This is a genomic window from Granulicella aggregans, from assembly GCF_014203275.1.
Taxonomy (GTDB): Bacteria; Acidobacteriota; Terriglobia; order Terriglobales; family Acidobacteriaceae; genus Edaphobacter.
Genome location: NZ_JACHIP010000001.1, coordinates 1,245,636 through 1,262,740, shown reverse-complemented (window position 1 = coordinate 1,262,740; position 17,105 = coordinate 1,245,636). Strand labels below are relative to the sequence as shown.

Genomic DNA, 17,105 nt, shown 5'->3' with positions numbered 1-17,105 from the left:
GTCCTATGCCGACACCACTTTCGCCTTACTTCAATCAACTGGAGCAGACCGGAAGCCTGCGCTGGAGCGGACGTGTGCTGCAGGTGGTTGGGAATCTCGTGGAGTCCGAAGGGCCGTTCTGCTCGGTCGGCGATGAGTGCGAGATTACGACGCTCGATGGCCGGGTCTATACGGGCGAGGTCGTCGGATTTCGCGGTCCCGTGATGTTGACGATGACGCTGCAGTTGCCGCGCGGCATTCGCTATGGAGACAAGATTGTCGCGACCGGAGGACGGCCCTCGATCCGCGTAGGCCCAGAGCTTCTGGGCCGTGTGATTGACGGGACGGGAGAGCCTCTCGACTCGCTGGGCAAGTACACCGCCCGGCGTTCCGTACCGGTAGATGGAAGTGCGCCTTTGCCGATGGATCGGACGCCGATTCGCAGTCCGCTTGGGTGCGGTGTGCGAGCCATCGATGCGTTCATCACGTGTGGACGCGGGCAACGGCTCGGCATCTTCGGCGGCAGCGGCGTTGGAAAGAGCACGCTGCTGGGGATGATGGCGCGCGGCACCGAGGCAGACATGACGGTGATGGCCCTGATTGGTGAACGTGGCCGAGAAGTCCAGGAGTTCTTAGAGGTGATCGGTGAAGAGGGACGAAGCCGGGCCATTCTCGTCGTCTCTACTTCGGATCAATCGCCTCTGTTGAAGATGCGAGCTGCGCTCGCTGCTACCGCCATTGCAGAGCACTTTGCGGCGGAAGGAAAGAATGTTCTCCTCGTGGTTGATTCGTTGACTCGATTTGCCATGGCTCAGCGCGAAGTCGGCCTGGCGGCTGGAGAGCCTCCGACCAGCAAGGGATATACGCCTTCTGTGATCAATGTGCTGGCGCGGCTGGTGGAGCGCGCGGGTAACTTCAACAAGGGGAGTATTACGGCCTTCTATACGGTGCTGATGGAGGGTGACGATCAGCAGGATCCAGTGGTAGATACGGTCCGCTCTTTGCTTGATGGCCACATCATTCTCGATCGCAATCTGGCGCTGCAGAATCACTATCCGCCGATTTCGATACTAGATAGTTTGAGTCGTCTGCAGCCGTCGATTACGTCGCCCGAGCACATGACCAAGAGCCGCGCACTGCGTGTGCTGCTGGCGTCCTATGCTAAGTCGGAAGACCTTATCCGCATCGGTGCTTATCAGAAGGGGTTCGATGCTGTGCTTGATCGAGCGGTCGAAGTGCTGCCCGAGATCAATCGCTTTTTGAACCAGACTTCGACTGAAACTCCGGGGTTTTCGGAGATGATGCAGCAGCTGGCGAGCGTCCCCAACTAACATGGCCTTTCGATTTTCACTCGCGACTTTACTCAAGTTGAGGGAGATCGCCGAGCAGCGTGAAGAGCGCTTGCTGGGCCAGATCCAGGGCCAGATCGGCCAATCACGTCAGGCCCTCGTCGATCTAGCGGCCCGTCGCGAAGGCCTCTTTCGAATGCGCGAGGAAGCGCTTCAACAATCTACTTCAGCCGTGGACCTGCTCAATTCATATGAGCAAGTCCGCGTGGTTGAAAACCTTGAAGAGAGTGGCCGCGTACAGCTTGCAAAGCTGGAGACGCTGCGCGATCAACAGATGAAGATCTACCAGGCCGCCCACTGCAAGGCCGAAGTGCTTACCGAGATGCGCGGCGATCAGAAGGAATTGTTCTATAAAGAGCTCGCCAAGAAGGAACAAGGCACGATGGACGATAACTTCTCCTCGCGGCGAGCTTTCAAGTAGGCATGGTTTGCCTAGTAGGACTCGGCAAAATAGGCACGGTTGCCTAGATGTCTGAAAAGGAAGTGCAGTAGGAGAAGCGAGATAAATCGCAAATAGCCAGTAAATAGGGCACTTAGGTAAGTCACTTAAGAGATCCCAAGTTTGGCCATAGCGTTGCAATAACAATAAGCGTGAAGATACTTAGCCAATTGATGAACGCAGTGCCCGACACGACCGGCAAGCAGAGTGCTGCTGACGTCAGCAAGGGCAATCTCCAGAGCAGCTTCTCTGCCGTAATTGGAGCCACGGTAGCAGCTGCCACAAATAACGGAGACGCAAGACTCGCAAAGGCACAGAATGTCGAGACGAAGAAGACATCGAGCCCGGAGAGCGGAAAGAAGAATGCTTCATCCAGTAGCACCGATGTTTCACCGACCTCGCCTGCAGTACATGAGAGTGTCCCGGTAGGCGTAGTAGTACAGGTCCCGGTAATTCCGCAGGTTGTAGTTCCGCAGGAGAGTGCTTCTTCTGCGAAGGATAATGTGGAGTCCTCAAGCACAGTCGCCGACCTGAAGTCGTCGACAGCCAAGGTGGTGTCAGCGTTCGGCACTGTAGTTTCGGTGGACGCGACGAAGCCAACAGCTCCGGTCACATTGCCGACGGGCGCAGGCTCAAGCACAACAACAGATACCGCCAGCAGCACGCCGGGCAACAGCGCGATGCAGATCAACGCAACCCCCGCACCCACAGCCGCCAACAGCGAATCGCAGGCTGCTACCCCGGCTGTCAGCACCGCAGGTTTCGATAAGGCCATGGCCGGGAAGATTGCTGTTTCCAGTCCAGCGAAGAACAACTTAGTCGATGCGACTCCGGCAAGCACCGTTACTCCAGTGGCTAACAACGGAAAGCCTGGCGTTCCGGTCAGCTCCGATGTCTCGGCTGTGCGGGAGATTATGACGTTGCCGCAGGCGCAACAGCAGACCGCCGGAGTGGCCGCCCAGGCAAATGGGATCTCTGCAGTTCCTGTGCAGACGAACGTGACACCCTCAGCTTCTGTGCAAGCGCAGGTAACGTCTTCGACCCCTATAGCAGCGCAGGCGAGTTCTTCGATTGCGGCACAGGTGAATGCGGCTTCGTCGATTGCTGCGCAAGTTCAGGTGGCTCCTTCGGCAACTGCCAATGCTCCGGTCAGGCAGAACACGAACAATTTCGCGGCAGCATCCAAGAGCAGTTCCAGCGAGAGCGCGAAGCCAGCCAGTTCGAGCGTGACTTCGGCTCTTCCGGTACTTGGAGCAGTTGCCACTCCAGCGCTCAAGCCCAACTCCGAGCCGGTGAGTGCTGCTCCGATTCAGAGCGGCAATACGGTCAACGCGGCATCAGCTGCTACCAGCGCGCAGCCTGCAACTTCGTCCTCGAGTGATTCGAGTTCGATAAGCACGCCTCAGCCGGCTGAGGCATCCGTGACGGCTACGACACAGCAGACCGAGATGATCGCGGTGGCGGTTCCGCAGCAAGCTGTTTTTCAAAGCGCTGATGTAGCTGCGGTACCGTCCAGCGCAACGGCATTCAATGCGCCAGTAGCGAAGAGCGGGGCAGTAGGTGCTTCGAACCAGATCTCAGGCACCTCCAAGAGCCGGGCCACTTCCTCCGACTGGCGGATCAATCGTGGTGTCGTCGCGGGTGACGACAGCTCATCCTCTACGGGAGCTGCCAACGGAACCGTCGCGACACGAGTGGTTGGATCTGGTGCTGAAGCCGGGGTCGTCTCCAAGGAAGTTGGCGGCAACATCAAAGGCGGACTAGAGAGCGCGGTTCTCGCGCAGAACGCGCAGAGCGCTCAGACTGCGGGACAGGCAGTTCCTTCCGCGACGCCCGCCACACCTCTCGCCGCAACGCAGGATTCCAGCGTTGCCGCCGGTTCCACTCTACCTGCTCCGGCGACGTCCGCCGAGAGCACGCAAGCTGCGCACGCGTTGAACAGCGCACAGTTGATCCAGTCGGTACATGGCTCGGAGATGCGGCTTGGCATGAACTCCGCCGAGTTTGGAAATATTTCGATCAACACGTCGATCAACCATCAGACTCTCTCGGCGCAGATATCGATGGACCACTCCGCGCTGGGAAGCGCGCTGGCGATGCACCTGCCGGCGATTGAAGAGAAGCTTGGTAGCGCCTACGGTCTTCAGGCCCGGGTCGAGCTTCGCGATACAGCCAGCAGCAACTCCACCGCAAGCGATTCGAGCAGCAGCCAATCGAGCGGAGATCGCCGTTCGCAGGGCGGAAGCACCGGAAGGCCGGCGACCGGGCTTCAGAGTTCGATCGGTGCCCTGACAAGTTCAAATTTCACAACTTCATCCACATCCACATCCATGGCCGCGACTTCGTCGCGACTGGACATCCGAATCTAACGCAGTTCTCACGGAGGAAACATGTCTACATCTCCAATCAGCCTAGCGTCGCTACTCTTACCAAACGCTCAGACAACCAAGAACACGGCATCGGCCAAGGCCCAGGCCACCAGTTCCGCAACATCGTCCACGAGTTCAAGCGCGAGTCTGGGCGGCTCGACCACGAGTTCAACGTTTCTCAACCTGCTGATCAAAGAGCTACAGAACCAGGATCCGACCGCGCCCGTGGATTCGACGGCGATGGTAGGACAGATGATTTCTCTGAACTCGCTTGACCAGCTCATCAGCATCAACCAGACACTCTCGACAGCGACGACGAAGTCGAGCACCACCACGCCAGTCACGCCTGTGAAGGGCACTGTCGGCGCCATTGGCAGTGACAGCTCCGCAGCGCAGGTTGCAGCACGGACCGCGCTTCTGAACTCCACGCAAAACACTAACGCTATCCAGAACGCGACCCAGGATGCGCTCGATCCCACCAAGGCTTTGAATCTCTCAACCCTCAACTTTGCAAACGGAGCTAAATAACTATGTCATTCTTCGGTGTTCCTCTCTCGGGTCTTATCGCCAGCCAGGACCAGCTCTCTTCGGTCTCCAACAATCTTGCTAACCTCGACACGGTCGGTTTCAAGGACCAGACAACCTCGTTCAGCGACCTGTTCGCGCAGAGCAGCGTTGTGAACGCGACCAACGATCCGATCCAGACCGGTCTCGGCGTTCTTCCGGCGCAGACCTACTCCAACTTCACCGATGGCGCGACCAGCGCAACCGGCATCGATACGAACATGGCACTGACCGGTAACGGTCTCTTCGTGGTCAAGAGCACGGACGGCACGATCAAGTACACGCGCGCCGGTGACTTCACCACCAACGCAGCGGGCTACCTGACGACTCCGAACGGCGAGCTGGTCATGGGCTACGTTTCGGCCAATGGCACCAACGCAACCTCCGGAGTGCTGCAGCCGCTCAAGGTCGGTCTGGGCACGACGACCCCGGCCATTGCGACGACCTCGTTCCAGCTCGCGGGCAATCTCAGCTCTGGCGCAGCGGTTGGTTCGACGTATTCGAGCCCGACATCGATCTACGACTCGCTCGGAACCTCTCACGTGCTGACGGTGAACTACACCAAGACGGCGGCAAACACCTGGAGCTATACCGTAGACGTACCGAAGGCGGACACGGGCGCGGCTTCGACGACGGTTTCGAGCGGATCCCTGACCTTCGACTCTTCAGGCAACCTGACTTCGACGACCGACTCGGCGGGCGTCGTCACCTCGCCTCCCGGTTCTGTATCGATCAGCATTCCGTCCTACGTGGATGGTGCTTCGGGATCGACCCTGAGCTGGAACCTGACGAATTCGTCTGGGGCCGGAAGCATCACGCAGACCAGCCTCGCGAACTCCTTCAATTCGCCGATTCAGAATGGCCAGGCGAGCGGCACCCTGAGCAGCATCTCGGTGCTTGCCGATGGCACGATCGAAGGGATCTTCTCGAACTCTCAATCGAGCGCGATCGGCCAAGTGGCGGTAGCGAGCTTTGCCAACAACCAGGGCCTGCTGCGCACCGGCAGCAACGACTACCAGGCAACCGTGGGTTCAGGAGCCGCTGCTATCGGAACGGCCGAGACCGGTGGACGCGGTACCATCACCGGCGGTTCGGTGGAGAGCTCGAACGTCGATGTGGCGACCGAGTTTTCCAAGATGATCGAGGCACAGCAGGCGTATTCGGCCAATGCCAAGGCCGTTACCACCTTCCAGCAGATCTCCCAGGCCACGATTCAGATGATCACTGGCTAATTGAATCTGTCTGGCGCTTTATGAGTAATAGATGAGAGGCAGAGTCTCCCTGTTCTTCCACAGGGAGGCTCTGCCGGCCTCACCCGGAGCGAGATGCTCGTGCCGCCTGGACTTCAGTGGGCACTTGAAGCGTCGACCAGTCTCCCGATTTCCGCCCAAATTCACCGGGTCGGCAGCCATCCCGCAGTCTACATAACACTTGTGTGGGACACCGATTCCTTTTGGCAGCGGAGTTGCACTATCCCGGATAACTTCTTGTCCCTCGAAGATTTGAAAGCGCGTAACACTAGCGCCGGAAATGTTCTTCGATCGCAGGAAGAATCGGTTGTCGTTCCCGCAATCGGGGCGATGACATGAAGGGAACTTCGTGGCCACTGTGGCATCAATTCCAGCGATCCAACACGAGACACCGAGCCCCGCTCATACGGCTACGCCAGTAAAACCTGGCAGCGCGGAGGATCTTCTGCCCTGGCTGCCCTGCACGCTTGGGCTGGAGGTACCTGTCGTGGACTTCACCGTGGGCTTTCTGCTGAAGCTCCGGCCAGGCTCTCTCGTGCATACGGCTTGCCACCAAAGCACGGACCTTCCACTCAACGTCAATGGTGTCCTGATGGCATGGACCGAATTCGAAGTCGTGGGCGAACGTCTTGCCGCACGCATTACGGACCTGGTATGACGCGTTTGAATTCCGCCGCAACGGCGGAGACCCAGCAGAGCTGGGCAAGTGTTCTTCGAATCACAGAGGTGGCAGCGGGTTTGCCATCGAGCGAGGCGCGCCGTCCTGCAACTCCGGCGGTGGTTACGCTGCAGATGGTTTTGGAAAAGCTGCAGGCCGGTTGGCGCTGGGTTGAGCGCAAACGCAGCCAACAGATCTCAGCAAAGAGGCTTCGTGTTGCCGAAACGATCTCGCTAGGCGAGAAGCGGACTCTGTCCATTGTGACGGTCGATGGCTCGCAGTACCTTATCGGCAGTTCAGCGGGTGGCGTTCAACTGCTTACGAAGCTGGATGACGCAACACCGAACAACAGCAGAGATGAGAGGTCGCAGTGAACGGCGCTTTGATGAGCCTTGGAATGTTCGTAGCGCACGGGGGCGGCGCTGGAGCGGGAGTAGCGGCAGGTCCGGGAGGTCTGCAGATCAACGGGCTGGGTGGTACGTCGGCACCATGGACGATCGTCGTCCTGATGACGTTCCTCACGCTGATTCCTTCGTTGCTGTTGTGCGTGACACCGTTTGCGCGGCTGCTGATTGTGTTTCACTTTCTGCGGCAGGCGCTGGGGCTGCAGACGACTCCGTCGAACCAGACGCTGATCGGGCTTTCGATGATCATGACCTTCTTCCTGATGCAGCCGGTTGGACAGACCGTGTACGACACGGCCGTGGTCCCGCTGCAGGATGGAAAGATTACACCTCTCGATGCGCTACAGCGGGCAGGAACTCCGCTGCGAATGTTCATGTCTCATTATGTCCGAGAGAAGGACGTGAACCTGTTCCTCGAGTTGGCGAAGGAACCGCGGCCGCATAAGGTTGAAGACCTTTCGTTTCGCGTGATCCTGCCTTCGTACATTTTGTCGGAGCTGAAGTCGGGCTTCCAGATTGGCACCGTGCTCTTCCTTCCATTCCTGGTGGTGGACATGGTGGTGGCATCGATCACGACCTCGGTCGGCATGATGCAGTTGCCGCCAGTCGTTATCTCGACGCCGCTGAAGCTGCTGCTCTTCCTGATGGTCGATGGATGGCACTTGTTGATCGGATCACTGATGAGGAGCTTTCAGTAATGGGCACAGATGCGGTGGTTACACTCGGTCGATTGATGCTGGAGGAAGTGATGCTCCTCACGGCGCCGATCCTGCTCGTCGCGATCGCGGTCAGCCTCATCGTCAATATCGTCCAGGTACTTACTTCGCTGCAGGACCAGACGCTTTCAAGTGTGCCCCGGTTGCTGGCGACGGGCACGGCACTCTTCGTCCTGATGCCCTGGATGTGGCGTCATCTCAGCACCTACACCTTGTCGCTGTTCTCGGACTTCTCGAAGGTGCTCCAGTGATTCAGATACCTTTCCTGGACGTGATGCAGGCGATGCTGGCCATCAGCGTAAGGCTCTCGGGGCTGTTTCTGTTTGCTCCGTTTCTTGGGAGCACGGTGATTCCGGCACGGATCAAGGCCGCCCTGGTGCTTGCGCTTACGCTGCTGATATATCCGATGGTCTCGCGCAGCTGGCCCGCATTGCCAATGACCGAGTGGCCGATGCTGGTGTTTCGCGAACTGCTTGTAGGAGTCGCACTGGGAATTGCGACCCAGGTTGTATTCGAAGCGGTGCAGATGGCCGGACAGGTTCTGAGCATTCAGATGGGCTACTCGCTGATCAACATTCTCGACCCCAACACGCAGGTGGATACGACGGTGGTTGCGATGTTTCATAGCTCCATCGCAATGCTGATCTTCCTCAGGCTGGACGTTCACCTGTGGCTGCTGCGGGCGATAGGGAACAGCTTCACCTATCTTCCACCGGGTGGGGCAAAGCTCAATGAGCCGCTGGTGATGGCACTTGTCGGAGCGGGCACAGCCATTCTTTCGACCGGCGTGCAGATTGCGGCACCGGTTTTATCGGCCACGCTTTTGACGGACATTGTGCTTGGCCTGCTGGGCAAGGCATCGCCCCAGCTTCCGCTTATGCTGCTTGGTCCGGCTGTGAAGAGTTTGCTTGGCCTATCCATTCTTTTCATCTCGCTCAAGTATTGGCCGGAGATGTTTCGCAACCTTTTCCTCGACTCGCTAGGCTATGCCGACCGAGTCCTTCACCTCGCAAAGTAACGCACACGCCGCAAATATAGGACAAGCGCCGACACATGCCTGAGTCGAATAAAACAGAGCAAGCTACACCCAAACGCCGTGAGAAGGCCCGCGAACAGGGCCAGGTCGCGCGTTCGAAGGAGCTGCCCAGTGTGCTTGCTCTGGTTGGGGCTGTCGCTGCGCTGGCCATGATGTGCCGTGGGGCGGTGACCCACTGGACGACCTTCTATAGGAACGTGCTCGACTCCGCCGCGACCGGCGACTTCCAGAGCGGAGGTCCGATCTTCTTCTGGAGCGCGGTTGAGGTGTTTCGCTGGATCGTGCCGGTGCTGTTGACGGCGATGCTGCTTTCGGTTGCGGCGGGCGTAGCGCAAGGGGGGATCAGCATCGCACCCGAGGCGTTGATGCTGAAGTTTGAGCGGTTCAACCCTGCGTCGAAGTTGGGCCAGATCTTTTCGGTAGCAGGCCTCAACAATCTGTTGAAGTCGCTGTTGCCGTTTGGAGCGATCGCATGGATCGCGGAGAGCTGCATGTCCTCGCACTGGGGACTGATGATTCGCGCCTCTTCGTTTGGCTTGAAGATGCTTGCGTCTACGATCGGCAGCATGATGTACGAGGTGGGATGGAAGGCGAGCCTGGTCCTGATCGCATGGTCTGGTGTCGACTACCTGTTGACCTGGCAGAAGATGGAAGGCGATCTGAAGATGAGTCGCGAAGAGATCAAGGAAGAACATAAGTCGAGCGAAGGAAACCCGGTCAGCAAGGGCAGAATCCGCCGGATGCAGCGGCGAATGCGGAAGAAGCAGGCGCTGGAACTGGCGGCTACAGCGACCGTGATTGTGACGAATCCGACCCACTATGCGGTCGCATTGCGCTACACGCCGGACATGCCCGCACCGATCGTCGTCACGAAGGGAATGAATCTCCTGGCGCAGGAGATCAAAGCAATTGGCGCGGAGAACGGCGTTCTTCTTCTGGAGAACAAACCGCTCGCGCAGGCGTTGTATAAGACGGTTGAAATTGGCGGCTCGATTCCGTCGGCGCTCTATCAGGCCGTGGCGGATATTCTCGTGATCGTCTTCAGAGCACAGGCAGAGGTAAGAATGCAGGAGCAGCGGCGACGTAGCCGTAACGCGTCCGGAGAGCTGGTGCGCGGATGAGTGAAAAAAAGGGTTTGCTAAAGACGCTGGCTTCATCGGGTGAGTGGGTTGTGCCGATGGCTGCGGTGTCGATGGTCTTCGTGATGCTGGTGCCGTTGCCGAGTATCTTGTTGGACCTGATGCTGACGGTCAGCATTACGGCGTCGGTGTTGGTGCTGCTGACAGCGGTGCAGATTCTGCGGCCAGTTGAGTTCTCGGTGTTTCCGAGTCTTCTTCTGCTGCTGACGATGCTTCGCCTTTCGCTCGATCTTGCGAGCACGCGACGTATTCTGCTGCACGGGAACGAAGGTTCGTCGGCTGCGGGAAAAGTCATCGAAGCGTTTGGGCAGTTTGTGGTCGGCGGCAACTATGTTGTCGGCTTCGTGATCTTCCTGGCGTTGATCGCGATCCAGTATCTCGTCATCAGCCATGGTGCTGTGCGTACGGCCGAAGTTACGGCGCGCTTCACACTGGACGCTATGCCCGGTAAGCAGATGGCGATCGACGCCGATCTTAACGCCGGTCTCATCAACGAGCAGCAGGCCCGCAAGCGTCGCGAGAATGTGTCGCGGGAGGCCGAGTTCTGCGGTGCGATGGACGGTGCCGCGAGATTCTCTCAGCGAGACTCGCTCGCAACCATCCTGATCATGGCGATCAACATCATCGCCGGATTTTTGATTGGAGTCTTTCAGCAGGGCATTCCCTTCCAGGAGGCATTGAAGACCTATACGATCCTGACCGTTGGCGATGGACTGGTATCGATCCTGCCTTCGCTGCTGGTGTCGGTGGCGGGCGGTATCGTGGTCACACGCGCGGCTTCGAAGGAATCGCTCGGCGTCAACGTGCAGAGGCAACTCCTTAGCAGTCCACGGCTGCTTTGGATCGGCGGTGGCGTGCTCGCGGCACTCGGGTTCATTCCCGGCTTGCCAAAGGTCGCCTTCTTCAGCGTCGCCGGTGCGCTGATGTTTGCTGCGTACAAGATCAAAGATGAGAAGGTTGCTGAAGATCCAGATGCGGTTGAGCCGGCGGCCCTGATGGCAGGCAAGCCTGGAGCAGTTCCCGCGCTTGCGGCTGAGTCGATGGATTCGGTGATGAAGCTCGACGAGTTGATGCTCGAGGTGGGCGTTGGGCTGGTGCCGCTGGTCGATGCGAAGCAGGGCGGTCAATTGCTTGCGCGAGTAAAGGCGCTGCGCAAGAATCTTGCACAACAGCTGGGCTTCCTGGTTCCATCGATTCACATCACCGACAACCTCGCTCTGCACGAAGGTGAGTACGTCGTCTACATTCGCGGGGTCGAGATCGCACGATGGGAGTTGCGTCGCGGGCTTGCGCTGGCAATCAGCTCCGAGGCGGGAGTTCCTAATCTTCCGGGAGAAGAGACACGCGAGCCGGCGTTCGATGTGCCCGCGAAGTGGATCAGCAAGGAACTGCAGGCGCAGGCGATTGCCGCTGGATATGCGGTCGCGGATTCCACTTCTGTGTTAGCTGCGCATCTCGCTGAACTGATCAAGCGCAACGCTTATGAGCTGCTTTCGCGTCATGAGACGAAGCGTCTGATCGACCGCCTGAATGAGTCGCATCCCAAGCTGGTTGAAGAGCTGATTCCGAAGTTGCTGAGCCTGGGAGAGGTGCAGAAGGTCCTGCAGCAATTGCTGCGCGAACAGGTTTCGATCAGGGACCTCGGGACGATCCTTGAAGCGCTGGTCGACACTGCGGCGATCAATAAGAACGGCGTGGCTCTGGTCGAGGCTGCTCGGCAGGCTCTCGGGCGTGGGCTGATTCGGCCTCTGCTCGATACCAAGGGAGAGCTGAGAGTGGTGACGCTCGATGCTTCTATCGAAGAAGAGTGCATGCGCGCTGCCAATGGACAGAGCGGGCAGCTTTCTTCCACAGGCCTTCAGATATCTGTGGCACGTCGCGTGCTAGATAGTTTGCGTGCGTCCTTCGGCGATCAGATTAACGAAGCTCCTCCGGTGCTGTTGTGCTCCTCACCGGGCAGATTCTACCTGCGGCGTTTACTGGAGCCCTTCCTGCCCAAGATCACCGTCATCTCTCCAAGCGAGATACCGGCGATGACGATGGTGCAGTCGGTAGGAGTTGTTCGATGACTTTGATTGTGAAGCCGGAGATTGATTTTTGCGCTACAGGATTGGCGCGTGGATTTGAGGGAGGCATATGGCGTTAGCTCACACGGTGTATAGGAACCTATCAGAAGAGACAGGCGAAATAAATCTTCGCAACGAGATGATCCTGCAAGAGCTGCCCCAGGTGCACTACATTGCATCTCGCATCCTGGATCGGCTACCGCAGCAGGTTGAGCTCGACGATCTCGTCAGCGCCGGTGTGCTTGGCCTGCTCGATGCCTATCGCTGCTTCGATCCGACGAAGAACGCCCAGTTCAGCACGTTCGCCAAGTTTCGCATCAAGGGCGCGATCCTCGACAGCCTTCGCGCACTGGATTGGGGATCTCGCGGAATTAGAAGGAAGGGTCGCGAGATTAGCGAGGCGACGACAAAATTAGAGTCTTCGCTCGGGCGCTCGCCGCGCAGTGAAGAGGTTGCTGCGGAGCTTGGCATCACGCTGGTCGCGTTGAACGATGTGCAGAAAGAGTTGAGCTCTCTCTACATCGTGGGCCAGGAAGTTGCGTCGTCGGTCGAAGGCGGAGCCACGGTCGACCTTATCGAGTCTGCAGCCAGCTTGTGGGACAACCCCTTTGAGGTCTACCGCAAGACGGAAGAGAAGGCGCGGCTGGTCAAAGCCGTCAGCGAACTATCCGAGCGGGAGCAGTTGATTCTTTCCCTTTACTACGTAGAGGAGTTGACGATGCGAGAGGTCGCGGAGGTGGTTGATCTCGCCATCTCGCGTGTATCGCAGATCCACGCCGCAGCGCTGCTGAAGCTGAAAGCTTCGCTCGAGGCGAAGCCGCATGAAGAGTTGGCCGAGATGAGCGCCAGGAGCATACGTTGAACGCGACGAAGCAGGAAACTCCCAATAGCGTGTCCGGCAGCGGTCCGACCGTGCTGCCCTGCAACTTCCGTTCGGCGGGCAGGCTCTCGAACGAGAGCGCACGTACGCTCACATCGCTTCACGAACTGGTCGCACGCTATTTGACCAACTCGTTGGACGTCTATCTCGGCACGGGTCTCGAGGTGCGGTTCGCGTCGGTAGAGCAGTTGACGATGGATGAGTTCAAGCTCGCCTGCGTCGCGGGCGGTTACATGCTGCCCTGCGCGACGAAATCGAGCTCCAATACGGTGCTGCTCGAGATCGACAATCCCCTGATGTTCACCATGACCGATTTGCTTCTTGGCGGAACGGGCGAGATGGTGGAGGTTGTGCGCGAAGTCACAGAGATCGACGAAGACATCATGGAAGGCGTCGGCACCTTGATTGCCGCCGAGATTGAGCGGGTCTGGCAGGCTGCCGGCTATGCGCTTACTCCTGGTAAGTGCATTAAGCCGAACTATGCGCACCGGATCTTTCCGCAGACGGAGAAGGTGCTGCACATCAAGTTTGACGTACACGTGGCGAATATGACGGGCACCCTTTCGATGGCCTTCCCCGCCTCGCTTGGCGGGAGCCTGGTGCGCAGCACTCGCGCGGATTATGCGAATGGTAAGGGGTCGAGCTTTGAGCCGCTGCCCGATCTTAGAAAGCGCATTCTCGACTGCAAGTTCTCGCTTGCCGGAGAGCTGACTGGGTTGCGGGTTCCTGTGCGCAACGTTGCGGCGATCGAAGTGGGTAGTGTGCTGCTGTTATCGGCGGCCGTGGCTGACCCGGCGAAGATGATGCTTGAAGGAAAGAGTTACTACGAAGCGTTGCCCGTTCGTCAGGGCAGCAACAAGGCTATGCAACTAGGTCGGCGCATCCAAACGGGCTTGCCGGAAACCGAAAAGAGTGAGGAGCAAAACCATGCAGGTCTCTGAGATGCCAGAGTCGACACGACTTATTGCGGAGGCGTTTCGCGGCGCCTTGAACACAGCGCTTTCCAATTCGTCCACATCGCAGTGGCAGGTGAAGGCGGCCGACGAGTTGTCGTCTGAAAAGCCCGATTCATCCGCGACCGTGGGATATCGGTTCACCTTCAGCGGAGCCAGCTCTGGCGACGTGATCGTCGGGGTCTATTACTCGATGCTGGGACGGTTCAGATTTCGGGACTTGGATGACGATACGACGGCACAGAAGAACCAGCTGCTGTCTGCTCTTCAGGGCCGTGTCTCTCTGCTCGAAGAATCGTTGTCGAAGGCTGGGGCTGTCGCGATCAAGGTTGAGTTAGTGGACAACCCTGTGCTTGGCGATCACCAGGTTCTCCAATTGAACTGCCGCCCCGAGTCAGAGGGCGAAGAAGCCGGCGTTGCGGTACACCTTTGCATGAGCACGAAGCTTCTCGTCGATCTCAAGCCGGCTGCGGCCTCACCGTTTGTGTTTCCCCAGGCTGCTGAAGCCGCGGCTAATCTCGATCTTGTGATGGATGTGGAGCTCAATGTCACGCTGCGCTTCGGTCAGCGACAGCTCGCTCTGCGCGAGGTGCTTGAGCTTACGAGCGGGTCGGTGGTCGAACTTGACCGCCAGGTTGACGAGCCTATCGAGTTGATTCTTGATGGCAGAGTCGTAGCTCGTGGAGAGGCCGTAATCATCGATGGCAACTACGGGATGCGGGTCACGCAAGTCCTTCAACCCTTCATCGCTTAGGACACTGAACGGAAGCGAGCAGCACTCCCTGGAATGCTGAACTATCGGCAGCCTTATGCCGATATGCAAGTGACCAGGAAGAGGACAGAATCCCACTATGCAACACGAGCCGCACAGCAGAGACAGTGGTGTAACAGGGCCTCCCAGATACTCTGTCGATGCCTACGCGCAGTCGGTTGCTGACATTCTTCCGGGCCTGCCGATTTTGACGACAACAAGGTTGCAGCTTGAGCTTCTGCTCAACGACCCGGTCGTCGATCTGAGGGCGGTCACCGATGTGATCCTCGCCGATGTTGGAGCGACGCTTCAGATTCTGAGAACCGTTGGCCGTGAGTTCACGGCGACCGATGGCCGGCCGGACAGGATCGAGGACTGCATCGTAAGCCTCAGCGCGGCTCGCTGCCACCAGGTAGTCTGCGCGCCCAATGACTCTGAGTCAGAGACCTTCGCTGAAGAGTGGCAGTTCCGCCGGATGCGGGCTGAGCGCGCGCGCGAACTTGCCAGAGACCGCGAGGGATTTTCCCCGGAAGAGGCGTATCTCGTAGGGCTGCTCCATCGGCTCGGCACGATTCCTCATCTTCTGGGATGGAACATCAACACTTCCACCAGTGACGAAGACGATGCGCTTGGCGTCATGCTGGCGTTCCACTGGAATCTTCCCGACTGCGTTCTTTCTGCTTCAAGCGAGCGGCACGAAGATGCAGAGACGGCGAAGTGGCGCGATATCTTAGAACGTGCCGACCAGCTCACTCAGCAATCGACCCTCTAACGTTCACTAAAAAATGCCCCTAATTCCGGGGCATTTTTTTCTGTGAGTTGCATGAGAGAGGCCCTTACACCTTCGGGTTATGCTGCAGTTCGGAGCTTCTCATGATGCACTTAGTTACTTCTATTCCAAGCAAAATTCATTCGGAAAACTAGGCAAAATGTGCCGTTCGATTTGGCATTTCCATTGCAATATCCTCCAGTGAGGATTCTTCATGGATAGCGGACTCTACGCAGCATGCACGGCCCTGATGGCACGCACGGACGCCCTGGACACGATCGCCAACAACATGGCTAACAGCAGCACGAGCGGATTTCGGCAACGTCATACGACCTTCAGTTCGGTGCTTGCGGGCTCGGGCCAGCAGCTGAACTCGCAGCTCAATGTGGTGACGAACAGCTATGGCTTGTTGGGTAACTCGAAGCTGGACCTGCAGGCGGGCTCGCTTCAACACACCGGCAATGAGCTGGATCTTGGAATTGATGGGCCGGGCTTCTTTCAAGTAAAGACTTCGACGGGTGGAACGGCTTATACCCGTAACGGCAGCTTCCAGGTATCCACTGCCGGGCAGCTGGTTACTTCTACCGGCGATCCGGTTATGGGTGCAAGCGGCCCTATCAGCATTCCAAAGGGCGCTTCGGTCACTGTCAGCGCTGATGGAACTGTCTCCACCGATGGCGCGATTGCGGGCAAGCTGAAAGTTGTGGAGTTCACGCCGACAGCGGATCCGCAGAGTCTAGGCGCGACTTATTACACAGTTCCCGACAAGGATGTCGTCAACTCGTCGCTCTCACAGGTGCGGCAGGGATCTCTTGAAGGCTCAAACGTAAACCCTGTCTCCAGCGTGGTGGAACTCATCAACGCGCAGCGTGCCATGGAAGGCATGCGTCATGCTCTCACCATGATCGACTCAGAGATTGACAAGACCGCCGCGCAGGACCTCCCGCGCGTTAGCTAACTAACAGCTTTTATCTGAAAGGAACTACCCATGATTCGTGCTCTTTACACGGCTGCCAGCGGTATGACGGCTCAGCAGATGAACCTGGATAACATCGCGAACAACCTTGCCAACTCCAGCACAACCGGCTTCCAGCAGCGGCGGGTTGCGTTCTCCGACATGCTGTATCAAAGCACGACGGCACCGGGATCGGCAGCGACGTCACAGACAACGAATGCCTCCGGCCTGCAGGTGGGACTTGGCGTGCGGCCTACCTCGACGGAGACGATTCAGACCCAGGGTGACTTCAACACGACGGGTAGCCCGCTTGATATGGCCATCTCCGGCGGCGGCTTCTTCCAGATTCTTCTTCCCAACGGCCAGACGGGCTATTCAAGGGCCGGGTCGTTCCGTCCGGATGCACAGGGTGTTGTTGTGACGAGCGACGGCAATCCGCTGCAGCCTTCCATCACAATCCCGCCGGACGCGACGAACGTCACGATTGGCAACGATGGTACGGTCAGCGTGACGCAGCCGGGAACGACAACTGCGTCTCAGGTAGGACAGATCCAGCTCGCGACGTTTGTCAATCCAGGTGGACTGAACAGCGTGGGTAATAACCTCTTCCTCGCGACTACGGCTTCGGGCGATCCGATCATCGGAAATCCTGGCGGCGCTGAAGGCATCGGCACGATTCAACAGGGTGTGCTCGAGGAGTCCAACGTCAGCGTCGTCGATCAGTTTGTACAGATGATCGTCGCGCAGCGGTCTTACGAATCGAACTCGCGGGTTGTGAAAGCTGCCGACGAGATGCTTCAACAGTTGAACCAACTCTCGCAATAGGAA

At 58.2% G+C, this 17,105-nt stretch carries 18 protein-coding genes; all 18 read left to right on the top strand.

The window, feature by feature from the left end:
* Positions 1 to 5: 5 nt before the first annotated feature.
* The 18 genes from HDF16_RS05325 (at position 6) to flgG (ending at position 17,102) form a co-directional block, all read left to right on the top strand.
* Positions 6 to 1,310: a FliI/YscN family ATPase gene (locus HDF16_RS05325; protein WP_184214043.1), complete on the top strand. Its 1,305-nt coding sequence runs from the start codon at positions 6 to 8 to the stop codon at positions 1,308 to 1,310.
* A gap of 1 nt (position 1,311) precedes the next feature.
* A complete protein-coding gene (locus HDF16_RS05320) occupies positions 1,312 to 1,749 on the top strand; it encodes a flagellar export protein FliJ (protein WP_184214042.1) in 438 nt (145 codons plus the stop codon).
* Positions 1,750 to 1,940: 191 nt separating this feature from the next.
* Positions 1,941 to 4,136: a hypothetical protein gene (locus tag HDF16_RS05315; protein ID WP_184214041.1), complete on the top strand. Its 2,196-nt coding sequence runs from the start codon at positions 1,941 to 1,943 to the stop codon at positions 4,134 to 4,136.
* Between the two features lie 21 nt (positions 4,137 to 4,157).
* A complete protein-coding gene (locus tag HDF16_RS05310) occupies positions 4,158 to 4,664 on the top strand; it encodes a flagellar hook capping FlgD N-terminal domain-containing protein (protein WP_184214040.1) in 507 nt (168 codons plus the stop codon).
* A gap of 2 nt (positions 4,665 to 4,666) precedes the next feature.
* A complete protein-coding gene (locus HDF16_RS05305; RefSeq protein WP_184214039.1) occupies positions 4,667 to 5,932 on the top strand; it encodes a flagellar hook protein FlgE in 1,266 nt (421 codons plus the stop codon).
* 367 nt (positions 5,933 to 6,299) lie between these two features.
* A complete protein-coding gene (locus HDF16_RS31540) occupies positions 6,300 to 6,608 on the top strand; it encodes a FliM/FliN family flagellar motor C-terminal domain-containing protein (RefSeq protein WP_348641244.1) in 309 nt (102 codons plus the stop codon).
* Positions 6,605 to 6,982: a flagellar biosynthetic protein FliO gene (locus tag HDF16_RS05295; protein WP_184214038.1), complete on the top strand. Its 378-nt coding sequence runs from the start codon at positions 6,605 to 6,607 to the stop codon at positions 6,980 to 6,982. The genes HDF16_RS31540 and HDF16_RS05295 overlap by 4 nt, the downstream gene beginning before the upstream one ends.
* Before the next feature lie 23 nt (positions 6,983 to 7,005).
* Complete coding sequence (gene fliP / locus HDF16_RS05290) at positions 7,006 to 7,710, top strand: flagellar type III secretion system pore protein FliP (protein ID WP_184214037.1); 705 nt, start codon at positions 7,006 to 7,008, stop codon at positions 7,708 to 7,710.
* A complete protein-coding gene (locus tag HDF16_RS05285; RefSeq protein WP_184214036.1) occupies positions 7,710 to 7,979 on the top strand; it encodes a flagellar biosynthetic protein FliQ in 270 nt (89 codons plus the stop codon). The genes fliP and HDF16_RS05285 overlap by 1 nt, the downstream gene beginning before the upstream one ends.
* Positions 7,976 to 8,746: a flagellar biosynthetic protein FliR gene (gene fliR, locus HDF16_RS05280; protein ID WP_348641243.1), complete on the top strand. Its 771-nt coding sequence runs from the start codon at positions 7,976 to 7,978 to the stop codon at positions 8,744 to 8,746. Before HDF16_RS05285 ends, fliR begins: the two co-directional genes overlap by 4 nt.
* Positions 8,747 to 8,781: 35 nt before the next feature.
* Positions 8,782 to 9,885 carry an EscU/YscU/HrcU family type III secretion system export apparatus switch protein gene (locus HDF16_RS05275; RefSeq protein ID WP_184214035.1) on the top strand — a complete coding sequence of 368 codons (1,104 nt, stop codon included), beginning with the start codon at positions 8,782 to 8,784 and terminating at the stop codon, positions 9,883 to 9,885.
* A complete protein-coding gene (flhA, locus tag HDF16_RS05270; protein ID WP_184214034.1) occupies positions 9,882 to 11,972 on the top strand; it encodes a flagellar biosynthesis protein FlhA in 2,091 nt (696 codons plus the stop codon). Before HDF16_RS05275 ends, flhA begins: the two co-directional genes overlap by 4 nt.
* Before the next feature lie 67 nt (positions 11,973 to 12,039).
* Positions 12,040 to 12,831 carry a sigma-70 family RNA polymerase sigma factor gene (locus HDF16_RS05265; RefSeq protein ID WP_184214033.1) on the top strand — a complete coding sequence of 264 codons (792 nt, stop codon included), beginning with the start codon at positions 12,040 to 12,042 and terminating at the stop codon, positions 12,829 to 12,831.
* The gene (locus HDF16_RS05260; RefSeq protein WP_184214032.1) at positions 12,828 to 13,790 is read left to right on the top strand and encodes a FliM/FliN family flagellar motor switch protein; all 963 of its coding nucleotides are present in this window, start codon (positions 12,828 to 12,830) and stop codon (positions 13,788 to 13,790) included. Before HDF16_RS05265 ends, HDF16_RS05260 begins: the two co-directional genes overlap by 4 nt.
* Positions 13,777 to 14,556: a flagellar motor switch protein FliN gene (locus HDF16_RS30520; protein ID WP_246408666.1), complete on the top strand. Its 780-nt coding sequence runs from the start codon at positions 13,777 to 13,779 to the stop codon at positions 14,554 to 14,556. Before HDF16_RS05260 ends, HDF16_RS30520 begins: the two co-directional genes overlap by 14 nt.
* A 97-nt stretch (positions 14,557 to 14,653) precedes the next feature.
* Positions 14,654 to 15,325 (top strand): HDOD domain-containing protein, encoded by a 672-nt coding sequence (locus tag HDF16_RS05250; RefSeq protein WP_184214031.1) that lies wholly within the window; start codon positions 14,654 to 14,656, stop codon positions 15,323 to 15,325.
* Between the two features lie 211 nt (positions 15,326 to 15,536).
* The gene (gene flgF, locus HDF16_RS05245) at positions 15,537 to 16,280 is read left to right on the top strand and encodes a flagellar basal-body rod protein FlgF (RefSeq protein ID WP_184214030.1); all 744 of its coding nucleotides are present in this window, start codon (positions 15,537 to 15,539) and stop codon (positions 16,278 to 16,280) included.
* A gap of 30 nt (positions 16,281 to 16,310) precedes the next feature.
* On the top strand, positions 16,311 to 17,102 hold the full coding sequence (flgG, locus tag HDF16_RS05240; protein WP_184214029.1) for a flagellar basal-body rod protein FlgG: 792 nt from the start codon (positions 16,311 to 16,313) through the stop codon (positions 17,100 to 17,102).
* The last annotated feature ends 3 nt before the right edge of the window (positions 17,103 to 17,105 follow it).

What these genes read in the sequence shown, in the direction of transcription:
- HDF16_RS05325 (WP_184214043.1), top strand. Translation starts at nt 6, where the DNA reads ATGCCGACACCACTTTCGCCTTACTTCAATCAACTGGAGCAGACCGGA.
- HDF16_RS05320 (WP_184214042.1), top strand. Translation starts at nt 1,312, where the DNA reads ATGGCCTTTCGATTTTCACTCGCGACTTTACTCAAGTTGAGGGAGATC.
- HDF16_RS05315 (WP_184214041.1), top strand. Translation starts at nt 1,941, where the DNA reads ATGAACGCAGTGCCCGACACGACCGGCAAGCAGAGTGCTGCTGACGTC.
- HDF16_RS05310 (WP_184214040.1), top strand. Translation starts at nt 4,158, where the DNA reads ATGTCTACATCTCCAATCAGCCTAGCGTCGCTACTCTTACCAAACGCT.
- HDF16_RS05305 (WP_184214039.1), top strand. Translation starts at nt 4,667, where the DNA reads ATGTCATTCTTCGGTGTTCCTCTCTCGGGTCTTATCGCCAGCCAGGAC.
- HDF16_RS05295 (WP_184214038.1), top strand. Translation starts at nt 6,605, where the DNA reads ATGACGCGTTTGAATTCCGCCGCAACGGCGGAGACCCAGCAGAGCTGG.
- fliP (WP_184214037.1), top strand. Translation starts at nt 7,006, where the DNA reads ATGTTCGTAGCGCACGGGGGCGGCGCTGGAGCGGGAGTAGCGGCAGGT.
- HDF16_RS05285 (WP_184214036.1), top strand. Translation starts at nt 7,710, where the DNA reads ATGGGCACAGATGCGGTGGTTACACTCGGTCGATTGATGCTGGAGGAA.
- HDF16_RS05275 (WP_184214035.1), top strand. Translation starts at nt 8,782, where the DNA reads ATGCCTGAGTCGAATAAAACAGAGCAAGCTACACCCAAACGCCGTGAG.
- flhA (WP_184214034.1), top strand. Translation starts at nt 9,882, where the DNA reads ATGAGTGAAAAAAAGGGTTTGCTAAAGACGCTGGCTTCATCGGGTGAG.
- HDF16_RS05265 (WP_184214033.1), top strand. Translation starts at nt 12,040, where the DNA reads ATGGCGTTAGCTCACACGGTGTATAGGAACCTATCAGAAGAGACAGGC.
- HDF16_RS30520 (WP_246408666.1), top strand. Translation starts at nt 13,777, where the DNA reads ATGCAGGTCTCTGAGATGCCAGAGTCGACACGACTTATTGCGGAGGCG.
- HDF16_RS05250 (WP_184214031.1), top strand. Translation starts at nt 14,654, where the DNA reads ATGCAACACGAGCCGCACAGCAGAGACAGTGGTGTAACAGGGCCTCCC.
- flgF (WP_184214030.1), top strand. Translation starts at nt 15,537, where the DNA reads ATGGATAGCGGACTCTACGCAGCATGCACGGCCCTGATGGCACGCACG.
- flgG (WP_184214029.1), top strand. Translation starts at nt 16,311, where the DNA reads ATGATTCGTGCTCTTTACACGGCTGCCAGCGGTATGACGGCTCAGCAG.